This window comes from Pseudomonas sp. NY15463 (assembly GCF_048068415.1).
In the GTDB taxonomy this organism is placed as follows: Bacteria; Pseudomonadota; Gammaproteobacteria; order Pseudomonadales; family Pseudomonadaceae; genus Aquipseudomonas; species Aquipseudomonas mosselii_C.
In genome coordinates this window covers 11,620-36,051 of the sequence record NZ_JBLUQD010000009.1, presented here as the reverse complement: position 1 = coordinate 36,051, position 24,432 = coordinate 11,620, and the positions used below count along the sequence as shown (strand labels likewise).

The window sequence follows — 24,432 nt, the reverse complement described above, 5'->3', positions numbered from 1 at the left end:
CTGGGTTTGTCCCGGCTTCCCATGTCAGCCCCGGCGGCCCCGATCCTTTAGTTTCACCCCCGACTTTTATTGACTTGGCAAAGCAGGATGCTTACCTCATGCCCCTGAGCGAACTGATGTCGGTGCTGTGCACCCGCGCGATCCGACTGCAACGTGACTGTGACGACCTGGTGGTGCTTGGCGCCGACGATGCCCTGGACGACGACCTGTGGCAGGCCCTTGCCGACCACAAGCCGGCGCTGCTGGCGATGCTGGCCGGGCAGGGCGATGACTGGGTCAGCCCGGCGCTGCGCATCACCCCCGACATGCTGCCGTTGGTGCAATTGGACCAGGCCGCTATCGACCGGATCGTCGCCACGGTCCCGGGCGGGGCGGCCAACGTGCAGGATATCTACCCGCTGGCGCCGCTGCAGGAGGGCATGCTCTACCATCACCTGAGTGCCACTGCCGGCGACCCCTACCTGTTGCAGGCCCAGTTGCGCTTTGCCAGCGCCGCGCACCTGGCGGCGTTCTGCGAAGCCTTGCAGTGGGTGATCCAGCGTCACGACATTCTGCGCAGTGCAATCCTTTGGGAGCGTTTGGACGAGCCGCTGCAGGTGGTCTGGCGCGAGGCTCCACTGCTGTGCGAGGCGGTAAAACTGGATGGGCCGGGCGACGCCCTGGCGCAATTGCGCGCGCGTTTCGACAGTCGGCATTTTCGCCTCGATCTTGCCCAGGCGCCATTGCTGCGCCTGGTCCATGCGCCGGGTCACGCCGAGGAAGTGGTCGGCTTGCTGCTGTTCCATCACACGGTCATGGATCACGCCGCGCTGGATATCGTGCGTCGCGAGTTGCACGCCCATCTGACTGGTAACGCCGAGCAAGTAGGGCCCGCCGTGCCGTTTCGCGATCTGCTGGCCGAAGCACGCAATGCCCGTGATGCGGGGGCGCAGCAGGCTTTCTTCGGCCAGATGCTCGGCGATATCGACGAGCCCACCCTGGCCTTTGGCCTGGCCGAAAGCGAAGGGCTGCCCGTAGAAGAGGCCCGGCTTACCCTGGAGCCTACCCTCAGCCTGCGCCTGCGTGGCCTGGCCCGGCAGCTCGGCGTCAGCCCGGCGAGCCTGATGCACTTGGCCATCGCGCGGGTGTTGGGGCATGTTTCCGGGCGCGAGACCGTGGTGTTCGGCAGCGTACTGCTGGGGCGCATGGAGGCCGGTGCCGGCGGCGAACAGGCGTTGGGTATGTTCATCAATACCTTGCCGCTGCGGGTCGATGTGGGCGCTCTGAGCGTCAGCGAAGGGCTGCACGCCACTCATCAGCGCCTGAGCGGCCTGCTCGGCCACGAGCAGGCTTCGCTGGCCGAGGCCCAGCGTTGCAGCGGTGTCGCCGCTCCCACAGCGCTGTTCAATTGCGTGCTCAACTATCGCCACAGCGCGGCGGGGGACGCGGACGCGGTGATCGAGGTGGCGCCGGGTATCCACGTGCTGGGTGCCGAGGAGCGCACCAACTACCCACTCACGCTGAACATCGACGACCTGGGCGAGGCGTTTCGCATCACCGCGTTGGTGGCCAGCCAGATTGGCGCGCAGCGCATCGCCCGCTACCTGGCGCAGACCCTTGGGCAATTGGCCCAGGCGCTTGAGCACGCCCCGCACACCTCGGTGCAGGCGCTGGACATCCTACCCCCCGACGAGCGTGAGCACCTGCTGCGTGCCAGCAACCAGCCGTTGCAATCATTTGCCACCACGCCGCTGCTGCACCAGCGTTTCGAGGCGCACGCCAAGGCTCGCCCGCAGGCCACCGCGCTGATCTTCGAGCAACAGAGCATCAGCTACGGCGAGCTCAACCGCCGCGCCAACCAACTGGCCCATCGCCTGATCGGCCTGGGCATAGGGCCAGAGGCTCGGGTGGCGATTTGCGTCGAGCGTGGCCCGGCGATGATCATCGCCATGCTCGGGGTGCTCAAGGCCGGCGCTGGCTACGTGCCCATCGACCCCGGCGCGCCGGCCCAGCGGATTGCCTTCACCCTGGCAGACAGTACGCCCTCGGTGGTGCTCTGCCAGGCTGACAGCGTGGCAACGCTCGGCACCCCCACAGCGCCGTTGCTGGATCTGGACGATCCGTGCCTGGCCGAACAACCTGAACATGACCCGCTGCGCCCGGAGCTGCTGCCTTCACATTTGGCCTATGTGATCTACACCTCCGGCTCGACCGGGCTACCCAAGGGGGTGATGGTCGAGCATGGCAACGCCAGTCGCCTGTTCGGCGCCACTGACGCTTGGTACGGCTTCAACCGCCAGGACGTCTGGGCGCTTTTCCATTCGTTCGCCTTCGACTTCTCGGTGTGGGAAATCTGGGGCGCGCTGGCCTACGGCGGCCAGTTGCTGATTATCCCCCAGTCGATCAGTCGCGACCCGGATGCTTGCTACGCGCTGCTCTGCCAGAGCGGTGTGAGCGTGCTCAACCAGACGCCCAGTGCGTTCCGTCAACTGGTCGCGGCTCAAGGCCGCAGCCCCTTGCAGCATTCGTTGCGCCAGGTGATCTTCGGTGGCGAGGCACTGGAACCAGGCTCGCTCAAACCGTGGTACGCGCGCATTGGCAACGCCGGCACGCGGCTGGTGAACATGTACGGCATCACCGAAACGACGGTGCACGTCACCTACCGTCCGCTGCAGGCTGCCGACGCGCAGTTGGTGGGCGTCAGCCCGATCGGCGAGCGCATCCCGGACCTGCAATTGTACGTGCTCGACAGCCACCGCCAGCCGCTGCCGGCCGGGGTGACCGGAGAGCTGTACGTGGGCGGGGCCGGGGTTGCCCGCGGCTACCTCAACCGCCCCGAACTCAGCGCCGAACGTTTTATCGCCGACCCGTTCAACCCGACAGGTCGGCTTTACAAGACCGGCGACCTGGCACGTTGGGCCACCGATGGCGGCCTTGAGTACCTTGGTCGTAACGACGAGCAAGTGAAGATCCGCGGCTTTCGAATCGAATTGGGCGAGATCGAAGCTCGTCTGGCGGCCTGCGCCGGTGTCCGCGAGGCGGTAGTGCTGGCTCGCCGCGATAGCGCTGACGAGGTGCGTCTGGTGGCTTGGTGGCTGGCTGAGGAGGGCGTCGCCCCTACGGTTGCTGAACTGCGCCAAGCCCTGCTGCAGGACCTGTCTGACTACATGGTGCCCACCGCCTTCGTGCGTCTGGACAGCTTCCCGCTGACCGGTAATGGCAAGCTCGACCGCAAGGCGTTGCCTGAACCGGATAGCAGCGCCTTCGCCCGGCATGCTTTCGAGGCGCCGCAAGGCCAGACCGAGCAGCTCATCGCGCAGATCTGGCAACAATTGCTGGGCATCGCCAAGGTCGGCCGCCATGACAACTTCTTCGAACTTGGCGGCCATTCGTTACTGGCGGTCAAGCTGGTGGAACGCATGCGTCAGCACGATCTGGCCGCGGATGTCCGGGTGCTGTTCGGCCAGCCGACTCTGGCGGCCCTGGCCGCTGCGGTGACCGCCGGACAGGCTGCACCGGTACCGGCCAACCGCGTGCCGGCTGGCTGCACACGGATCGAGCCAGACATGCTGCCACTGGCCAACCTCGGGCAGGCAGACATCGACCAACTGGTGGCGGGGATTCCCGGCGGTTGTGCCAACGTACAGGACATCTACGGCCTGGCACCCTTGCAACAAGGCATTCTCTACCATCACCTGGCCAGCGATGGCGCCGACCCTTACGTACTGCGCGCACGCTTTGCGTTTGCTGGCGAAAACGAGCTGCAAGGCTTTATCGCTGCGTTGGATACGGTCATTGCCGAGCACGACATCCTGCGTACCAGCATCCACTGGCAGGGCCTTGAGGAGGCGGTGCAAGTGGTACATCGCCAGGCCCGCCTGCCGGTGGTTGCAAGCGCCGACCTGCACCGCCTGGACCTGAACCGCGCACCGTTGATGAAACTGGTGCGCCACCGCGATGGCGAGCGCTTGGAGGCGACCCTGCTGTTGCACCATATCCTGCTCGACCACACCGCCACCGAGTTGCTCGTAAACCAGGTCGGCGCGGTGTTGCAAGGGCGCCGCCTGGCGCTGGACAGCGTGCCGTACCGTAACTACGTGGCGCGTAGCCGCCTGGATGCCGACCCAGCAGGCGACCAGGCGCTGTTTTGCGAGATGCTCGCGGACATCGACGCGCCGACCGAGGTGTTCGGCCTGCGCGATGTGCAAGGTGACGGGGTACAGGTGCTCGATCACACGCACGCGCTGGCCCCGGCGTTGGCTGTGCGACTGCGGGTGCAGGCGCGCCAGCTGGGGGTCAGCATCGCCAGCTTGGTGCACCAGGCCTGGGGCCAGGTACTGGCGCAGTTGTCCGGCCGCCAGGAGGTGGTGTTCGGCACTGTGCTGCTTGGCCGGCTGCAAGGTGGCGCAGGGGCTGACCGGGCACTGGGTATGTTCATCAACACCTTGCCGCTGCGGGTCAGCGTCGATGCCATGGGCGTTGCCGAAGGTGTGCGTCGCACCCACCAGCGCCTGGCAAGGCTGCTCGGCCACGAGCAAGCCTCGCTGGCCCAGGCCCTGCGTTGCAGTGGCGTGCCCAGCGACCAGGCGCTGTTCACCAGCCTACTCAATTTCCGCCATGCCAGCCCCAAGGTCGCAGGCGACGGCCTTGGCTGGGCGGGTATCGAGCTGCTGGCCTCCCGCGAGCGCAGCAACTACCCATTGGTGGTCAACGTCGACGACCAGGGTGAAGGCCTCAGCCTGACGGTGCAGGCCGTGCCCCAGGTCGATGGCGGGCAGGTCTGTACGCTGCTGGCTTGCGCCCTGGAGCAGCTTGCCCAGGCCTTGGAACAGGCCCCGCAAAGCCCGCTGTACGGGCTGTCCAGCTTGCCGGCGGGCGAGCGCGAACGGGTGCTGCACCGGTTCAACGACACCTGCCGCGACTACCCGCGCGAGCAGCCCTTGCATGCGCTGTTCCAGGCCCGTGCGGCCGCCTGCGGCGACAGCGTGGCGGTGATTCACGGCCAGCGCCAATGGCATTACACCGAACTGGCCGAGCACGCCAACCGCCTGGCCCATCACCTGCTGGCCGTTGGCCTGCTGCCGGGCGAGCGGGTGGCGCTGCTGCTGCCGCGCTCGTTCGACCTTGTGGCCGCGCAACTGGCGGTGAGCAGTTGCGGTGCCACCTATGTGCCGCTGGACGGCAATGCGCCGGTGGAGCGCCAAGCGTTTCTTCTCGAAGACTGCGGGGCGCGCGTGTTGCTGACTCACAGTGACCAACCTCGCCCCGGCCATACCCAGCGCGTGGAACTGGACACCCTCGACCTGGCCGCTTACCCAGCTGATGCCCCGGTGCTGGCGGTGGCGGCCGACAGCGCCGCCTACATCATGTACACCTCTGGCTCCACTGGCACGCCCAAGGGCGTGCAGGTGCCGCATCGGGCCGTAGCGCGGCTGGTGATCAACAACGGTTTCGCCGAATTCAACGGCGACGACCGGGTAGCCTTTGCTTCCAACCCCGCGTTCGATGCCAGCACGCTGGAGGTATGGGCACCGCTGCTCAATGGCGGCGCAGTAGTGGTGATCGACCAGCACCAGGTACTGGCACCCGATAGCCTTGGCCAAGCGCTGCTCGAAGGCCGCGTGACGGTACTGTGGCTGACTGCCGGGTTGTTCCACCAATACGCCGATGCCCTGTTGCCGGTGTTCGCTACGCTGCGCTACCTGATGGTCGGCGGCGATGTACTCGATCCGGCAGTGATTGCCCGGGTGCTGCAAGGCGGTGCACCCCAACACCTGCTCAACGGCTACGGGCCGACCGAGGCCACCACGTTCAGTACCACCCATGAAATCCGCAGCGTGGGGGCAGGGGCAATTCCTATCGGCGTACCGATCGGTAACAGCCGCTGCTACGTCCTCGACGCCCGTCGCCAGCCGCTGCCGGTGGGCGCGGTGGGCGAGCTGTACATTGGCGGTGACGGCGTGGCCCTGGGTTACCTGGGCCAGCCGGAACTGACCGCAGAGCGCTTTATCGATGATCCTTTCAGCAGCGAGCCGGGGGCGCGCCTGTACCGCAGTGGCGACCTGGCGGCCTGGCAGGCCGACGGCACCTTGCGTTACCTGGGGCGCAGTGACCAGCAGGTCAAGCTGCGCGGCTTCCGCATAGAACTGGGCGAGATCGAGACGCGTCTGGCCGCTTGTGCCGGGGTACGCGACGCCGTGGTGCTGGTGCGCGAGGACGTGCCTGGGGACAAGCGCCTGGTCGCGTACTTCCAGGCCGAAGACCAGGCGCCGGCGATTGCCAGCTTGCACGAACAGCTGCTGGGCCAGTTGCCCGACTACATGCTGCCCGCCGCCTACGTGGAGGTTGCCCAGTGGCCGCTGACTGCCAACGGCAAGCTCGACCGCCGCGCACTGCCGGCGCCGGGCCAGGGCGATGTGCTCAGCCGTGCGTTCGCCGCGCCCGAGGGGCCGCTGGAAACCCGCTTGGCGGCGATCTGGGCTGACTTGCTGAAGGTCGAGCGAGTAGGGCGGCTCGACAACTTCTTCGAACTCGGTGGCCACTCGCTGCTGGCCGTGAGCCTGATCGAGCGCATGCGCAAGGCGGGCCTGGGCGCCGATGTGCGGGTGCTGTTCGCCCAGCCGACCCTGGCCGCGCTGGCCGCGGCAGTGGGCAGTGGCAGCGAAGTGCAGGTGCCCGCCAACCGGGTTCCGACCGGCGCCGATGGCATCACGCCGGACATGCTCAGCCTGGTGCAGCTCGATCAGGCCAGCATTGAGCGCATCGTCGCCACGGTGCCAAGTGGCGCTGCCAATGTGCAGGAAATCTACCCGTTGGCGCCGCTGCAGGAGGGCATCCTGTACCACCACCTGAGCGCGGCTCAGGGCGACCCCTACCTGCTGCAATCGCGCCTGGCCTTCGACAGCCTGGCGCGCCTGCAAGCCTGGGCCGCAGCCTTGCAGCAGGTGATCGCACGGCATGACATCCTGCGCACTTCGCTGGTCTGGGAAGGCCTGGCGGAGCCGGTGCAGGTGGTCTGGCGCCACGCTGAGCTGGCGGTGGACGAGATCGCCCTGGACGGCACCAGCCCACTGCCGCTGATCGACCAGTTGCAGGTGCGCTTCGACGCCCGTCAGCAGCGTATCGACCTGGGCCAGGCGCCACTGTTGCGGCTGGTCTATGCCCACGATCCGGCCAACCGCCAGGTGGTGGCGATCCTGTTGTTCCACCACCTGGCCCTGGACCATACCGCCATGGACGTGGTCGGCAGCGAAATGCTCGCGCTGCTGCGCGGCGAGCCCCGCGCGCTGGGCACGCCGGTGCCGTATCGCAACTATGTTGCCCAAGCCCGCCTGGGCAACGACCGTCAGCGCCACGAAGCGTACTTCCGCGCGCTGCTAGGCGATGTCGAAGAGCCGACCCTGCCCTTTGGCCTGCATGACGTGCAAGGTGAGGGTCACGCCATCGAGGAGGCCCATCAGGCGCTGGACGGCGCACTGGCCCTGCGCCTGCGCGAGCAGGCCAGGCAACTGGGTGTTAGCGCCGCCAGCTTGGCGCACCTGGCCTGGGCACGGGTGGTCGGGGTGCTGGCCAACCGCAGTGACGTGGTGTTCGGCACCGTGTTGATGGGCCGCCTGCAAGGTGGCGAGGGCGCCGACCGGGCGCTGGGGGTGTTCATCAACACCTTGCCGCTGCGGGTCGACACCCGTGCCCCGGTAGAGCAGGCCGTGCGCGCTACCCATGCCGGGCTCTCGGCACTGCTTGGCCACGAGCATGCCGCACTGGCCGAAGCCGTGCGTTGCAGTGGCTTGCCAGCCGGCCAGCCACTGTTCAGCGCCTTGCTCAACTACCGCCACAGCAACGCTGAGGCGCGCCGTGACGGCGAAGGTATCTGGGAGGGCGTGCGCCTGCTGGGTGGCGAGGAGCGCAGCAACTATCCGTTGACCCTGAGCGTCGACGATTTGGGCGACGATTTTGCCTTGAGCGTGCTGGCCCAGGCCGGCATCGGCGCCGGACGCGTCGCTGGCTGGATGGCCAATGCCCTGGAGCAACTGGTGCAGGCCCTGGAGTACGGCGGCCAGCTGCCAGTTGAACAACTGCCGCTGCTGGCGGCCGAGGAGCGTGCACAACTGCTCGAAGGCTTCAATCAGCACGTGCGGGACTACCCGACGGGGCATACCGTGCACGCCCTGGTCGAGGCCCAGGCGGCCCGGACCGCCAGCGCCCGCGCGGTGGTGCAAGGTGACGACGTGCTGAGCTACGGCGAGCTGAACTGCGCCGCCAACCGCCTGGCCCACCACCTGATCGGCCTGGGCGTGACCCCGGGCGCGCGGGTGGCACTGTGCCTGCCGCGCTCGCCACGACGGCTGGTGGCCTTGCTCGCCGTGCTCAAGGCCGGCGCGGCCTACGTGCCGGTGGACCCTGCCTATCCGGCTGAGCGGATTGCCTACCTGCTGCACGACAGCGCGCCTGCGCTGGTGCTGGCCGAGTCGCACGGCCCGAGTCTGGGCGAAGAGGTGCCAAGGCTGGACCTGGACCTCGGCGACTGGCATAGCGCCGCCGAGCACAATCCACAGGTGCCGGGCCTGACTGACCACGACCTGGCCTACGTGGTCTACACCTCCGGCTCAACCGGCCAGCCCAAGGGCGTGATGGTCGAGCACCGGACCCTGGCCAACCTGGTGCATTGGCACTGCGAGGCCTTCGACCTGGGCGCCGGCAGCCAGACGGCCAGCGTTGCCGGCTTCGGTTTCGACGCCATGGCCTGGGAGGTCTGGCCGGCATTGTGCGCCGGGGCCGCGCTGCACCTGCCCCCGGTCGCGGTGGCCGGTGATGATGTGCAGACGCTGCTGGAGTGGTGGCAGGCGACACCGCTGGAGGTCGCTTTCCTGCCCACGCCGTTGGCCGAACAGGTACTGCGCAAGGGCCAGGGCCATCCAACCCTGCGCACGCTACTGACCGGCGGCGACCGCCTGCGGCCATTCGACCGTGCGCCGGGCTTTGCCGTGGTCAACAACTACGGCCCCACTGAAACCACCGTGGTGGCGACGTCCGGGGAGGTTACCCCGGGCAGCGTGGTGCATATCGGCAAGCCGCTGCCCAATACTCGGGCTTACGTGCTCGATGACCAGCGACAGCCGGTGCCGGTGGGCGTGGTGGGCGAGCTGTACATCGGTGGCGCCGGGGTCGCCCGGGGCTACCTGGGCCGCGCGGACCTCACGGCCGAGCGCTTCGTCGACGACCCGTTCCAGGGTGGGCGCATGTATCGCAGCGGCGACCTGGTGCGCTGGAACGCCGACGGTACGCTGGATTACCTGGGCCGCAACGACGACCAGGTGAAAATCCGCGGCATGCGCGTCGAACTGGGCGAGGTCGAGGCGGCGTTGGTAGCGCAGCCGGGGATCGCCGAGGCTGCCGTGCTGGTGCGTGGCGAGCGCTTGCTGGCTTGGTTGCGCGCCGACGGTGAGGTGGATCTCGACGAGCTGCGCCAGGCCCTGGCTGCGCGCCTGCCGGCGCATATGCTGCCGCTGGCGTTGATTCCCCTGGATGCGCTGCCGCTGACCGCCCACGGCAAGCTCGACCGGCGTGCGTTACCCGACCCGGATCCGGCCAGCCTCGCCGGCCCGGTGTTCGAGGCGCCGCAGGGCGCGCGCGAAACCGCCATCGCGCAGGTTTGGGCCGAGGTGCTGGGCGTTGAGCGGGTTGGCCGGCACGACAACTTCTTCAGCCTGGGCGGTCATTCGTTGCTGGCGGTAAGCCTGGTGGAGCAGTTGCGTAGCCAGGGCATCGAATGCGATGTGCGTCAGTTGTTCAGCCAGCCCAGCGTGGCCGCGCTGGCTGCAGCCCAAGGTCCGGCCCGCCAGGTGCAAGTGCCGGCCAATGGCATTCCTGCCGGCTGCCGGCAGATCGTCCCAGGCATGCTCAGCCTGGTGGCGCTGACCCCGGCGCAGATCGCGCGGATTGTCGAGAGCGTGCCGGGCGGGGCCGCCAACGTGCAGGACATCTACCCGCTCGCGCCGTTGCAGGAGGGCATCCTCTACCACCACTTAGGCGCCCGTGGGCATGATCCTTACGTGTTGCAATCGCACCTGGCGTTCGACAGTGAGGAGCGCTTGCAGGCCTTTGCCGACGCACTGCGCACGGTAATCGCCCGGCATGACATTCTGCGTACAGCAGTGCTGTGGGAGGGCCTGCCGCACGCTGTACAGGTGGTGTGGCGTGAAGCCCCGTTGCTGGTACGTGAGCAGCGCGAGGCCGCCGCGCAGTGGCTGGACCTGGCTCAGGCGCCGTTGATTCGTCTGTATTTCAGGCGCACGCCCGGTAGCCCACGGCTGCTGGCCACCTTGCAGTTCCATCATGTGGTGCTCGACCACACCGCGCTGGAGGTGGTACGCGCAGAAATGCTCGCCTGCCTGCATGGCGGGGGTGAGCCTGCGCAGCCGCCGGTGCCGTACCGCAACTACGTGGCCCAGGCGTTGCTGGGTGTCAGCGAAGCCGAGCACGAGGCGTTCTTCCGTGGCCAACTGGCCGATATCGACGAGCCGACCTTACCCTACGGCCTCAACCCGCAAGCCGGCAACGTTGGGACAATCGATGAGGCGCGCCTTCGACTGCCCGAGGCCTTGCAGCGTCAACTGCGCAGCCAGGCCCGTCAGCTTGGGGTGAGCACTGCCAGCCTGCTGCACCTGGCCTGGGGGCGCTTGCTGGCAGCGACCAGCGGCAAGGCCTGCGTGGTGTTCGGCAGCGTGCTGCTGGGGCGCATGGGCGGTGGCGACGGTGCAAGCCACGGCCTGGGCATGTTCATCAACACCCTGCCGCTGCGCCTGGACCTGGAGGGTTTTGACGTGCGCCAGGCCGTGCGCAATACCCACGAGCGGCTGAGCGCGCTGCTGGCCCATGAACATGCCTCCCTGGCCCTGGCCCAGCGTTGCAGCGCCGTAGCTGCGCCGCAGCCGTTGTTCAGCGCCATGCTCAACTACCGCCACGGCGAGGCGGAAGGTGCGGTGCAGCGCCAGGCCTGGCAGGGCATCGAGACCCTGTCCAGCGAGGAGCGCACGCACTTTCTGTTCAGCCTCAATGTCGATGACTTCGGCGATGCCCTGCGCCTGACCGCGCAGGTGCCTGCCGAGGTTGGCGCCGCGCGGGTATGCCAGCAAATGCAGGCGGTTCTCGAAGGCCTGGTGCAAGCCCTCGAGCGTCAACCCGACCTGGCGGTGCAGCGCCTTAACGTGCTGCCGGTGCAGGAACGTGAACGCCTATTGTTGGGCTTCAATGCCAGCGCGGCGAACTACGACCTCGAACAGACCGTGCATGGCCTGATCGAAGCGCAGGTCCGGCGCAGCCCCGACGCGCTGGCTGTGCGCGGGGAAGACGGTGAGCTGAGTTTCGCCCAGCTCAACGCCCAGGCCAACCGCCTGGCCCACCACCTGATCGCCCTGGGGGTAAAACCCGACGATCGTGTGGCGATCTGCGTGGAACGTGGCGTGGCGATGGTGGTCGGCCTACTGGCCATCCTCAAGGCCGGCGGCGCCTATGTGCCGGTGGACCCGGATTACCCGGCCGAACGCATCAGCCATATGCTCACCGACAGCGCACCGGTGGCCGTGCTGGTCCATGCCGCGACCCGGCACGTGCCGCAAGGCCTGCCGGTGTTAGACCTGGACCACGCCAGCTGGACTCAACAGCCGGACAGCAACCCGGTGGTGCAGGGCCTGACGCCAAACCACCTGGCCTACGTGATCTACACCTCCGGCTCCACCGGCCTGCCCAAGGGCGTGATGAACGAGCACCGTGGCGTGGTCAACCGCCTGCTGTGGACCCAGCAGCAATACGCGTTGGGTGCCGATGATGTGGTGTTGCAGAAAACCCCGTTCAGCTTCGACGTGTCGGTGTGGGAATTCTTCTGGCCGCTGCAAACCGGTGCTTGCCTGGTCATGGCTCGCCCTGGGGGCCACAAGGACCCGGCTTACCTGCGCGAGGTGATTGTGCGCGAGCAGGTCACGACGATGCACTTCGTCCCCTCGATGCTGGACGCTTTCCTGGCTCACGGTGATGCCGAAGTTGCCGCGCTCAAGCGTGTGCTGTGCAGCGGTGAGGCCTTGCCCGGCAGCCTGGTGCGGCGATTCAAGGCGCAGTTGGCCGCTGTCGAGTTGCACAACCTGTACGGCCCGACCGAGGCGGCAGTGGACGTCAGCGCCTGGCACTGCACCGAGGCGCCGGACAACACGCCAATCGGCAAGCCGGTGGCCAACACGCAGCTGTATGTACTCGATACCCATGGACAACCGGTGCCACAAGGGGTAGCCGGCGAGCTGTACATCGGCGGCGTGCAGGTGGCCCGCGGTTACCTCAACCGCGCCGAACTGAGTGCCGAACGCTTCCTCGATGACCCGTTCACCCCAGGCGGGCGGCTGTACCGTACTGGCGATCTGGCCCGCCACCTGCCGGACGGTAATTTGGAGTACCTGGGCCGCAACGACGACCAGGTAAAGCTACGCGGGCTGCGTATCGAGCTGGGCGAAATCCAGGCTTGCCTGACTGCTATCGACGGCATCCAGGAAGCCGCCGTGCTGGCACCCGAAGTACAGGGTGAGCGCCGGCTGGTGGCGTACTACACCGGGCGTGCCCAAGCGGTGGAGGCATTGCGCGGCGAACTGCTGCGCCACTTGCCGGAATTCATGGTGCCGGCGCTGTACGTGCACCTCGCGGCGCTGCCGTTGAGCCCTAACGGCAAGCTCGAGCGCAAGGCATTGCCGCTACCGGGCGCCGAGGCCTTGGCCAGTCGGCCATTCGAGGCCCCGCAAGGCGCCACCGAGCAACTGCTGGCCGAAGTCTGGGCCGAGCTGCTGGGGCTTGAACGGGTCGGGCGGCACGACAACTTCTTCGAACTGGGCGGCCACTCGCTGTTGGCAGTGACCCTCACCGCGCGCTTGCGTGAACACGGCTTGGAGGCCGAAGTGCGCGCCTTGTTCGAACAACCCACCTTGGCCGGCTACGCAGCCATCACAGACAGAATGGAGATCGTCCTGTGAGCATCGAACAACTTCTGGCCACCTTGGCCAGCCATGACATCCAGCTGGCCCTGAAGGAGGGTCAACTGGCCGTGCAGGGCAACCGCCAGGCGCTGAGCGACCCGCACCTGATGGCACAACTGCGCGAGCACAAGGCGGCGTTGATCGCGCTGCTGGCCTGCGGCGGCTACCAGCCCGGCCAGCGCGGCCCGGTGCAAGTCCCGGCCAACGGCATTGCCGCTGGTTGCACGCATATCACCCCTGACATGCTGACCTTGGCCGCGCTCGAACAGGACGCCATCGACCGGCTGCTGGCCCAGGTGCCGGGCGGGGCAGCCAACGTACAGGACATCTACCCGCTGGCCCCCTTGCAGCAGGGCATTCTCTATCACCACGTCAGCAGCAGCGGCAGCGACCCCTACGTGATGCAGGCGCAGTTTGCGTTCGCCGACCGCCAGCGCCTGGACGCCTTCGCCGAGGCCTTGCGCGGGGTGATCGCGCGGCATGACATCCTGCGTACCTCGGTGCACTGGGACGGGCTGGAGCAACCCCTGCAAGTGGTCTGGCGTGAGGCGCCGCTACAGGTCGAGGAGGGCGATGACGCGCCCTGGCTGGACCTTGCCCAGGCGCCGTTGATTCGCCTGCGCTACCGGGCTGCCGAGGAGAACGGGCGGATCCTGGCCAGCTTGCAGTTCCACCATATCGCCCTCGACCACAGCGCCCTGGACGTGGTACGCCACGAATTGCAGGCACTGCTGCAAGGTCTGGGCGCCAGCCTGGGCACGCCGGTGCCGTTTCGCAGCTATGTGGCCCAGGCCTGCCTGGGTGTGAGCGAAGCCCAGCACGAGGCGTTCTTCCGAAGCATGCTGGAGGACCTCGACACCCCGACCCTGGCGTACCAGTTGCAGGACGTACAGGCCGACGGCGGACACACCGACGTACACAGCCTGGCCCTGGACAGCGCGCTGTGCCTGCGCATCCGCGCCCAGGCCAGGGCCAGCGGGGTCAGCGTAGCGAGCCTGTTCCACCTGGGTTGGGCCCAGGTGCTGGGTGCCCTGACCGGGCAATCGAGCGTGGTATTCGGCACCGTGTTGATGGGCCGCCTGCAAGGTGCCGAAGCCACCGATCGGGCCTTGGGGATCTTCATCAACACCTTGCCACTGCGCGTGGAACTGGGCGCACGGGTCGTGGCCGAGGCGCTCAAGGCCACCCATCAGCGTCTGGCCTCGCTGATGCGCCACGAGCACGCTCCCCTGGCGTTGGCCCAGCGGTGCAGCGCAGTGGCTGCGCCGACGCCGCTGTTCAACAGCCTGCTCAACTATCGCCACAGCGCCGTCGATGCCAGCGCCCAGGAGCGTGCAGCTTGGGCCGGCATCGATATCCTGCACTCCGAGGAGCACAGCAACTACCCACTGACCTTAAGCGTCGACGACCTCGGCGAGACCTTGCGCCTGACCCTGCTGGCCAGCACCGAGGTACCTGGGGAGCGGGTCTGCGGTTACCTGGAGCAGGCCATGCGGACCTTGGTCGAGGCCTTGGAGCAGGGCGGGCAGGCAGCGTTGCACAGTCTATCGGTACTGCCGCAGGCAGAGCGCCGCGGGTTGCTCGACGAACTCAACACCCAGGGTTACCCCCACGACCTCACCTTGACCTTGCACCAGCACGTGGAACGCCAGGCCGCAGCACGCCCGACGGCTATCGCCGCCAGTTGCCTGGAACAGACACTGGACTACGCCACCCTGAATCGTCGCGCCAATGCGCTTGCCCATCAGTTGATCGCCCTCGGCGTCTGCCCTGATGCGCGGGTCGCGGTAGTTGCCCGCCGTGGCCTGGACACCGTGGTTGGGCTGCTGGCGGTGCTGAAGGCGGGCGGCGCCTATGTGCCAGTCGACCCGGCGCACCCGGATGAGCGCATCGCCTACCTTCTGGCTGACAGCGCGCCCCAGGTGGTGCTGACCCAACAAGCCTTGCGCGGGCGGCTGGATGCCGTGCAGGTGCCGCTGCTGAACCTCGACCAATCCGACTGGCCGGCCCGCGACGACAATCCACAGGTACCCGGCCTGACCCCGGCCAACCTGGCCTACGTGATCTACACCTCCGGCTCCACCGGGTTGCCCAAGGGCGTGATGGTCGAGCACCGGACCCTGGCCAACCTGGTGGGCTGGCACTGCCGGGCCTTCGACGTGGGGCCGGGGCGGCACACATCGAGCCTGGCCGGCGTCGGCTTCGACGCCATGGCCTGGGAGCTGTGGCCGGCGCTGTGCAGCGGCGCCTGCGTGCATGTCGCACCGCCTGGTGACGGCAACGACGACCTTGATGCGCTGCTGCGCTGGTGGCAGGCGCAGCCGCTGGATGTGAGCTTCCTGCCCACGCCGGTGGCCGAATACGCGTTCGGCCAGCAGCTTGGCCACCCGACCCTGCGCACCTTGCTGATCGGCGGTGACCGCCTGCGCCAGTTCAACCGCGCCCCGACCTTCAGCGTGGTGAACAACTACGGGCCCACCGAAACCACCGTGGTAGCCAGCTCTGGCGTGGTTCAGCCTGGCGGGGTACTGCATATTGGCGCGGCAGTGGACAACACGCGCCTGTACGTACTCGATACCCAGGCGCAACCGGTACCGTTGGGGGTAGCCGGCGAGCTGTACGTGGGTGGCGCCGGGGTTGCGCGGGGCTATCTGGGGCGTCCGGACCTGACTGCCGAGCGTTTTCTCGACGACCCGTTCCACGCAGGGCGCATGTACCGCACTGGCGACTTGGTGCGCTGGCTGGCCGACGGCACCCTGGAGTACCTGGGGCGCAACGATGACCAGGTAAAGATCCGCGGTGTACGCATCGAACTGGGCGAGATCGAGAGCCGGCTGGGCAGCCTGCCGGGGATCCGCGAGGCGGTAGTGCTGGCCCGCGAGGACCAGCCGGGACAACCGCGCCTGGTGGCCTACTTCACGGCCCAGTCCGAGGGGGAAGAGGCCACGCCGGCAGGCTTGCGCGCGCAGTTGCAGGCGCACCTGCCCGACTACATGGTGCCGGTGGCCTACGTCGCCTTGCCGGCATTTCCATTGACCGCCAACGGCAAGCTTGACCGCCGGGCCTTGCCGGCACCCGACCGCACGGCGCTGTTCGAGCGCGGCTACGAGGCCCCGCAGGGCGAGCTGGAGCGCACCCTGGCGCAGATCTGGAGCGAGTTGCTGCAGGTTGAGCGGGTAGGGCGGCGCGACCACTTCTTCGAGCTGGGCGGGCACTCGCTGCTGGCCATGCGCCTGGTATCCCAGGTGCGCCTGCGCCTGGGCGCGGAATTGCCACTGAACGCGCTGTTCGCGCATGCCGAACTGGCCGCGTTGGCCGATTACCTGACTAGCGCGCAGGGCAGCGCAGTACCGCCGATCGTGCCAGCGCCTGCCGGGCAGGCCGGGATGCTGTCGTATGCCCAGCAACGCCTGTGGTTCCTTGCGCAGATGGGCGAGGCTGGACAGGCCTATCACATTCCCATGGCCTTGGGCCTGCGTGGCGCGCTGGATGCGCAGGCGCTGGAAGCCGCCTTGCTGCGCATCGTCGAGCGTCATCACACGTTGCGCAGTCGCTTGATGGCCGACGGCGAGCAGGTGCAGGTGCAACTGTGCGCGACGCCTGGGCCTGGGTGGCTGCAACGGATCGACCTGCGTCAGGCGCCCCAGCGCCTCGCTGAGCATTTACAGCAGGTGGCGGTCCTGCCGTTCGACCTTGGCCAAGGCCCGCTGCTGCGTGCCAGCCTGTTGCAACTGGCCGATGACTACCACGTGCTGGCGGTCACCGTGCACCATATCGTTGCCGACGGCGGCTCGCTGGCGGTGCTCACCGCCGAGCTGTCGCAGCTGTATCCGGCCCTGCGCCGTGGCCTGCCCGATCCGCTGCCGCCGTTGGCTCTGCAATACACTGACTACGCCTTGTGGCAACGGCGCTGGCTGGATGGCGAGCGCTTGCAGCAACATGTGGCCTTTTGGCAGCGCAGCCTTGCCGGCGCCCCGACGTTGCTGACCTTGCCCTGGGATCGACCACGCCCGGCGCGCCAGGAACATGCCGGCGCCACGTTGCCGGTACGCCTGGATGCAGGTCTGAGCGCCGGCCTGCGAGGCCTGGCCCTGCGCCACGGGGCCACGCCCTACATGGTGCTGCTGAGCGCCTGGGCCAGCCTGCTGACACGCCTGGCGGGTCAGCAGGAAGTGGTGATCGGCTGCCCGGTGGCCGGGCGCGACCGGGCTGAGCTTGAGGGGTTGGTGGGGTTGTTCGTCAACACCCTGGCGCTGCGTATCGAAGTGCCCGAGGCTGTCAGCAGCGCAGCGCTGCTGGGCCAGGTCAAGGCCCGGCTGCTGGAGGCCCAGGCGCATCAGGCGTTGCCGTTCGAGCAGGTGGTCGAGGCGCTGCGCCCGAGCCGTAGCCTGGCTCACGCACCGCTCTTGCAAACCACCCTCAACTGGCTGCCGGGATCGCTCGGCGAGCTGAGCCTGGATGGCCTGCACATCGAAGGGGTGGCCCAGGCCGGGCAGTTGGCCAAGTTCGACCTGTCGTTGAACCTGGGCGAGCAGGATGACTGCATCGTCGGCTCGCTGGAATACGCGACGGCGCTGTTCGATGAAAGCAGCGTGCGCCGCTATGCGGGCTATTTCGAGCAACTACTGCGGGCGATGGTGGCCAACGACCAGGCCGAGCTGGCCAAGATCGAACTGCTGGCACCCGAGGAGCGTCATCGCCTGTTGCTGGAGTTCAACGCCACCGCGGTGGAATACGACCTCGAACAGACCGTGCATGGCCTGATCGAGACACAGGTCCGGCGCAGCCCCGACGCGCTGGCTGTGCGCGGGGAAGACGGCGAGCTGAGTTTCGCCCAGCTCAACGCCCAGGCCAACCGCCTGGCCCACCACCTGATCGCCCTTGGGGTAAAACCCGACGATCGTGTAGCGATCTGCGTGGAACGTGGCGTGGCGATGGTGGTCGGCCTACTGGCCATCCTCAAGGCCGGCGGCGCCTATGTGCCGGTGGACCCGGATTACCCGGCCGAACGCATCAGCCATATGCTCACCGACAGCGCACCGGTGGCCGTGCTGGTCCATGCCGCGACCCGGCACGTGCCGCAAGGCCTGCCGGTGTTAGACCTGGACCACGCCAGCTGGACTCAACAGCCGGACAGCAACCCGGTGGTGCAGGGCCTGACGCCAAACCACCTGGCCTACGTGATCTACACCTCCGGCTCCACCGGCCTGCCCAAGGGCGTGATGAACGAGCACCGTGGCGTGGTCAACCGCCTGCTGTGGACCCAGCAGCAATACGCGTTGGGTGCCGATGATGTGGTGTTGCAGAAAACCCCGTTCAGCTTCGACGTGTCGGTGTGGGAATTCTTCTGGCCGCTGCAAACCGGTGCTTGCCTGGTCATGGCTCGCCCTGGGGGCCACAAGGACCCGGCTTACCTGCGCGAGGTGATTGTGCGCGAGCAGGTCACGACGATGCACTTCGTCCCCTCGATGCTGGACGCTTTCCTGGCTCACGGTGATGCCGAAGTTGCCGCGCTCAAGCGTGTGCTGTGCAGCGGTGAGGCCTTGCCCGGCAGCCTGGTGCGGCGATTCAAGGCGCAGTTGGCCGCTGTCGAGTTGCACAACCTGTACGGCCCGACCGAGGCGGCAGTGGACGTCAGCGCCTGGCACTGCACCGAGGCGCCGGACAACACGCCAATCGGCAAGCCGGTGGCCAACACGCAGCTGTATGTACTCGATACCCATGGACAACCGGTGCCACAAGGGGTAGCCGGCGAGCTGTACATCGGCGGCGTGCAGGTGGCCCGCGGTTACCTCAACCGCGCCGAACTGAGTGCCGAACGCTTCCTCGATGACCCGTTCACCCCAGGCGGGCGGCTGTACCGTACTGGCGATCTGGCCCGCCACCTGCCGGACGGTAATTTGGAGTACCTGGGCCGCAACGACGACCAGGTAAAGCTACGCGGGCTGCGTATCGAGCTGGGCGAAATCCAGGCTTGCCTGACTGCTATCGACGGCATCCAGGAAGCCGCCGTGCTGGCACCCGAAGTACAGGGTGAGCGCCGGCTGGTGGCGTACTACACCGGGCGTGCCCAAGCGGTGGAGGCATTGCGCGGCGAACTGCTGCGCCACTTGCCGGAATTCATGGTGCCGGCGCTGTACGTGCACCTCGCGGCGCTGCCGTTGAGCCCTAACGGCAAGCTCGAGCGCAAGGCATTGCCGCTACCGGGCGCCGAGGCCTTGGCCAGTCGGCCATTCGAGGCCCCGCAAGGCGCCACCGAGCAACTGCTGGCCGAAGTCTGGGCCGAGCTGCTGGGGCTTGAGCGGGTCGGGCGGCACGACAACTTCTTCGAACTGGGTGGCCACTCGCTGTTGGCGCTCACCTTGCTCGCGCGCTTGCGCGGCCGAGGCTTGCAAGTGGATATCCAGGTGCTGTTCGCTGAACCGAGCCTTTCGGCGCTGGCAGCAACAGTGGCTGCTGGTGTCGTGACCGAGGCTCCGGCCAACCGTATCGCTCACGACTGCCAGCGCATCACGCCCGAGCTGTTGCCGCTGGTGGCGCTGGAGCAGCCAGCCATCGATAGCGTGGTCGCCGCCGTCGCCGGTGGTGACGCCAATGTGCAGGACATCTACCCATTGGGGCCGTTGCAGGCCGGTATTCTCTACCATCATTTGGCCAACCCCGAACAGGCTGACCCTTACCTGCAACAGGTGCACTTCGCCTTCAGCGATGCCAACCGCTTGCAGGCCTTTGCCACGGCCCTGCAAGCCGTCATCGCGCGCCACGACAGCCTGCGTAGCAGCCTGCACTGGGACGGCCTGCCAACCCCGGTACAGGCGGTTTGGCGCAAGGCGAGCCTGCCGGTACGAGCGGTGACAACGCTGGACGATCCGGCGCATGACCACATGGACCTGACCCAGGCCCCGCTGCTGCGCCTGCTGCACTGCCGCGAAGCGCAGGGCCCGCGTATTCAGGCGCGCTTGCAGTTCCACCATGCGGTGCTCGACCATGTGGCCCTGGAGGTGCTGGTGCACGAGTTGCACGCGCAGTTGCTGGGCGAAGCGCAGCAGTTGCCGGCCCCCGTGCCATACCGTAACTACATCGCGCAGACCCTGCGCAGCGCCGAGGGCGAAGCTGGCGAAGCGTTCTTCGCCAGGCAGCTTGGCGATATCGATGAACCGACCTTGCCCTACGGCACGCAGCGCCCCCATGGCAGCGATGCTCCGCGCCAGGCGTACCGGGTGCTTGCGCCAGGGTTGAGCGAGCAACTGCGCGAGCAGGCACGCTTGGCCGGGGTCAGTCCCGCCAGCCTCGTGCACCTGGCCTGGGCCCTGGTGCTCGGGCAGTTGTCCGGGCGTGACAGCGTGGTGTTCGGCAGCGTGCTGCTCGGTCGCCTGGCGGGTGGTGAAGGCAGCGAGCGGGCGCTGGGGGTGTTCATCAACAGCCTGCCGCTACGTCTCGACCTGGCCGGGGTGAACGTGGCCGAAGGCGTGCGTGCCACCCACCAACGGCTGAGCGAGTTGCTGCGCCACGAGCATGTTCAGTTGGCCCAGGCGCAACGTTGCAGTGGCCTGCCAGCGGGCGTGCCGCTGTTCAGCGCGCTGCTCAACTATCGCCACGGCAGTGCCACGTCCGGCGAACAGGCACGCGCCTGGCACGGCATCGAGTTGCTACGCGCCGAGGAGCGTAGCAACTACCCGCTGGCCCTGAGCGTCGACGACGACGGTGCAGGCTTCGCCTTGACGGCCCAGAGCGCCGAGGGCATCGACGCCGGACGTGTCTGCGCCTACCTGGAGCAGGCCTTGACGGTACTGGCGCAGTGCCTGGCCGAGGTGCCGGACACGCCATTGAGCCGCCTGTCGATACTGCCGGCAGACGAGCGTGTGACCCTGCTCGATGGTTTCAATGCCACCGACCGCGACTACCCCCGTGACTTGCCGGTGCACCGCCTGTTCGAGCAGCGCGTTGCCAGCCATCCGCTGGCAGTCGCGGCAGTGCAGGGCAGCGACCGTTTGCTGTACGGCGAGCTGAACGAACGCTCCAACCGCCTGGCTCACTACTTGATAGGCCAGGGCGTGGCTCCTGGCGATGCCGTGGCGATCCTGCTGCCACGCTCGCTGGAGTTGCTGGTGGCGCAACTGGCGGTGGCCAAGTGTGCGGCGGTCTATGTGCCGCTGGACTGCAACGCGCCCGCCGAACGCCAGGCCTACATGCTGAGCGACTGCCAGGCAGTGGCGCTGCTGTGCCGCGCCGCTGACCGCCTGGAGTCGCCGACCCGGCGCATTGCCTTGGACCGCCTGGCCCTGCACGACATGCCGGGGCACAACCCAAACCTTGCCCAGGGCGGCGAGAGTGTTGCCTACGTGATGTACACCTCCGGTTCCAGCGGTGCGCCCAAGGGCGTGCAAACGCCGCATCGGGGCATCGCTCGCCTGGTGCTGAACAGCGGCTATGCCGATTTCAATGCCGAAGATCGCATGGCCTTCGCCGCCAACCCTGCGTTCGATGCCAGCACCGTCGAGGTGTGGGGCGCGCTGCTCAATGGCGGGCAGTTGTGGGTGATCGACCAGGCGACCTTGCTGGACCCGGTGCGCCTGGCCCCGTTGCTGCGTGAGCTGAGCGTGATGTTCCTGACCACGGCGTTGTTCAACCAGTACGTGCAGTTGATCCCCGAAGCGCTGGCCGGACTGCGCGTGCTCATGTGCGGTGGCGAACGTGCCGAGCCCGAGGCATTCAGGCGGCTGCTGGCAGTGGCGCCGCACGTGCGCCTGGTGCATTGCTACGGCCCTACCGAGACTACTGGTTATGCCACCACCAGCGAGGTGCGGGCTGTGCCGGCTGGCAGCGACAGCGTGCCGATCGGCCGGCCTATCGGCAACACCCGTGTGTACGTGCTCGATGGCCAGGGCCGGCCCGTGCCGGTGGGCGTGGTGGGCGAGCTGCATATCGGCGGCGACGGCGTGGCGCTGGGCTACCTGAACCGCGCGCAACTGACTGCCGAGCGCTTTGTCGAAGACCGCTTCAGCGCTCGCCCAGGGGCTCGCCTGTACCGTACCGGTGACCTGGGCTACTGGCGCGAGGACGGCCAGTTGGAGTGCCTTGGCCGCAATGACGACCAGGTCAAGATCCGAGGTTTTCGCATCGAGCTGGGCGAGATCGAGCAGCATATCGCGCGCTGTCCAGGCATTGGCGAGGCCGTGGTGCAAGCCTTGCGCCTGGACCAGGGGCCACTGCGCCTGCTGGCCTGGTACAGCCGCCGCGATCCGGCGTTGAGCCCGGAGCACCTGCGTACCTGGTTGCAGGCGCGGGTGCCGGAGTACATGGTGCCAGTGGCGCTGGTCGCAATGGACAGCCTGCCGCTGAACAACAACGGCAAGGTCGACCGCAAGGCGCTGCCGGTGCCGGCCCTCGGGGTCATTGGCCAGGACCACCACGAGGCGCCGGCCACGGCCCTCGAGCAGCGCCTGGCGCAGGTATGGGGTGAAGTGCTGGAGGTAGCCCAGGTCGGCCGTCACGATAGCTTCTTCGAGCTGGGCGGCCATTCGCTCAGTGCCATCCGCCTGGTCAATCGCCTGCAGCAGGAAGGCCTGGCCAGCAGCCTGGCCGAGCTGTTCCAGTACCCGACGGTCGCGGGCCAGGCCAAGCTCATGCAGCAGGGTATGGTGCCGCAGCCCGAAGGGCTGGTGAGCGTGCGCAGCGAAGGCGATGAGCCACCGCTGTTCCTATTGCACGAGTTCAGTGGCCTGGAGCTGTACTTCCCAGTGCTGGGTCAGCAGCTGCCGCCGGGGTTCCCGATCTACGGCGTGCCGGGCATTGCCCTCGGTCAAGCCCAACCACAGACCTTGGAGTGCCTGGCCAGCCGGGCCATCGAGCGGATTCGCGCGGTGCAGCCGCAAGGGCCGTACCGCCTGGCTGGCTGGTCGTTTGGCGGCGTGCTGGCCTACGAGATCGCCGCGCAATTGCGTGGCGCCGATCAGGCGGTGAGCTTCCTCGGCCTGATCGACACCTTCCTGCCGCGCCTGACCGACCAGGGCAAGCCGCGCTGGCAGGGGCCGTGGCTGCTGGAGCGCCACCTGCTATTGCACTGCACCCAGTACTGGCAGTCCCAAGGCGCGGCGGGCTTGGTGCAGTTGGCCAAGTTGAAGGTGCTCGAGCAGCAGGCACCGGCGTTCGATGAACTGCTGGCCGCTTGCCGCGACGAGCAATTGCTGTATGCCGGCCTGGTGGAGGCTGAGGACGTTGCCTTGCGCCACTTCCTGGAACGCGAGCTGGCCCACGGGCATGCCTTGGCCCATTACCGGATCGAGCCGCTGGATGTGCCGGTTCAATTGTTCTGTGCCCAGCAACGCAGCGGCGTCAGCCCGGCCCAGGGCTGGGTCGATACCCTTGGCACGGCGCTGGTGCACAGCATTGAGGTGCCGGGTGATCACCGCAGCATGATGCAGCCGCCCCATGTGCAGGCCCTGGGCCAGGCGTTGGGTGAAGCACTGGCGTTGGCCTGCGCGCCGGCCAGTGTGGCCCACCAGCCGCTGGTGGCTATCCAGAGCGGTCAGGCCGGGCAGGCGCCGTTGTTCTGCGTGCCAGGCGCGGGCGATAGTGTGACGCGCTTCGTCGGCCTGGCCGATGCGTTGGGGCCGGAGCGGCCGCTGTACGGCCTGCAACCCCGCGGGTTGGAAGGCGCCGGCGTGCCGCACCGTGAGGTGGAGGTCGCCGCCCGCTGCCATGTGCAGGCGCTCCAGGCGCTGTACCCGCAAGGCCCAGTGCACTTGCTGGGGCACTCGTTCGGCGGCTGGGTGGCGCATGCCATGGCCTGCCAACTGCAAGCGCAGGGGCGCGAGGTGGCGTCCTTGACCCTGGTCGACAGCGAGGCGCCGACCTGCGGCAGCGTGTGCGGCAGGCCCTATACCACCACGGCGGCGTTGCAGCGCCTGGTGGAATCCGTGCAACTGGGCAGCGGCAAGGCCCTGGGTATCGATGCCGAGGCGTTCGCGCGGGCCGACGACGACCAGCAACTGCGCCTGCTGCACGCGGCCATGCAGCAAGCCGGGCTGTTACCGGCGCGGGCCGGGGTGCAGGCCTTGGCTGGCACGCTGCGCACCTTCAGTGCCGCGCTGCGCACGGTGTACCGCCCGCAAGCCATCTACCAGGGGCCGGCCAGGCTGGTGCTGGTGGCCGACGCCTGCGTCGATGCCGCTGGTAACCAGCGCGAGCAGGCGGCCATGCGCAGCGGCTGGCAGCAACTGTTGCCGCAGTTGGAGGTGTGGCAGGGGCCAGGTGACCACTACAGCGTGCTCAAGGCGCCGCAGGTGTACAGCGTAGCGGCGTGGTGGCAGGACGGGCAGGCGCGGTCGGAGCAGGTGGTGCCGCGTTGAACGTGGTGGGTGGGGGCAGGCTTGCCCCCACGCCGCCGAGCGCCGTACGACCTGCTGGCTGAACGTTGGACCAGCGACATTTATCAGGA

At 67.7% G+C, this 24,432-nt stretch carries 2 protein-coding genes; both read left to right on the top strand.

Annotation, left to right across the window (positions count from 1 at the left end; genetic code table 11):
* The first annotated feature begins 98 nt into the window (after positions 1 to 98).
* Entirely contained in the window at positions 99 to 12,989 is a 12,891-nt protein-coding gene (locus tag ACNFIC_RS21570; protein ID WP_416781934.1) for an amino acid adenylation domain-containing protein, read from the top strand.
* Positions 12,986 to 24,343, top strand: coding sequence for an amino acid adenylation domain-containing protein (locus ACNFIC_RS21565; RefSeq protein ID WP_416781933.1), 11,358 nt, complete (start codon positions 12,986 to 12,988; stop codon positions 24,341 to 24,343). The genes ACNFIC_RS21570 and ACNFIC_RS21565 overlap by 4 nt, the downstream gene beginning before the upstream one ends.
* Positions 24,344 to 24,432 lie beyond the last annotated feature (89 nt).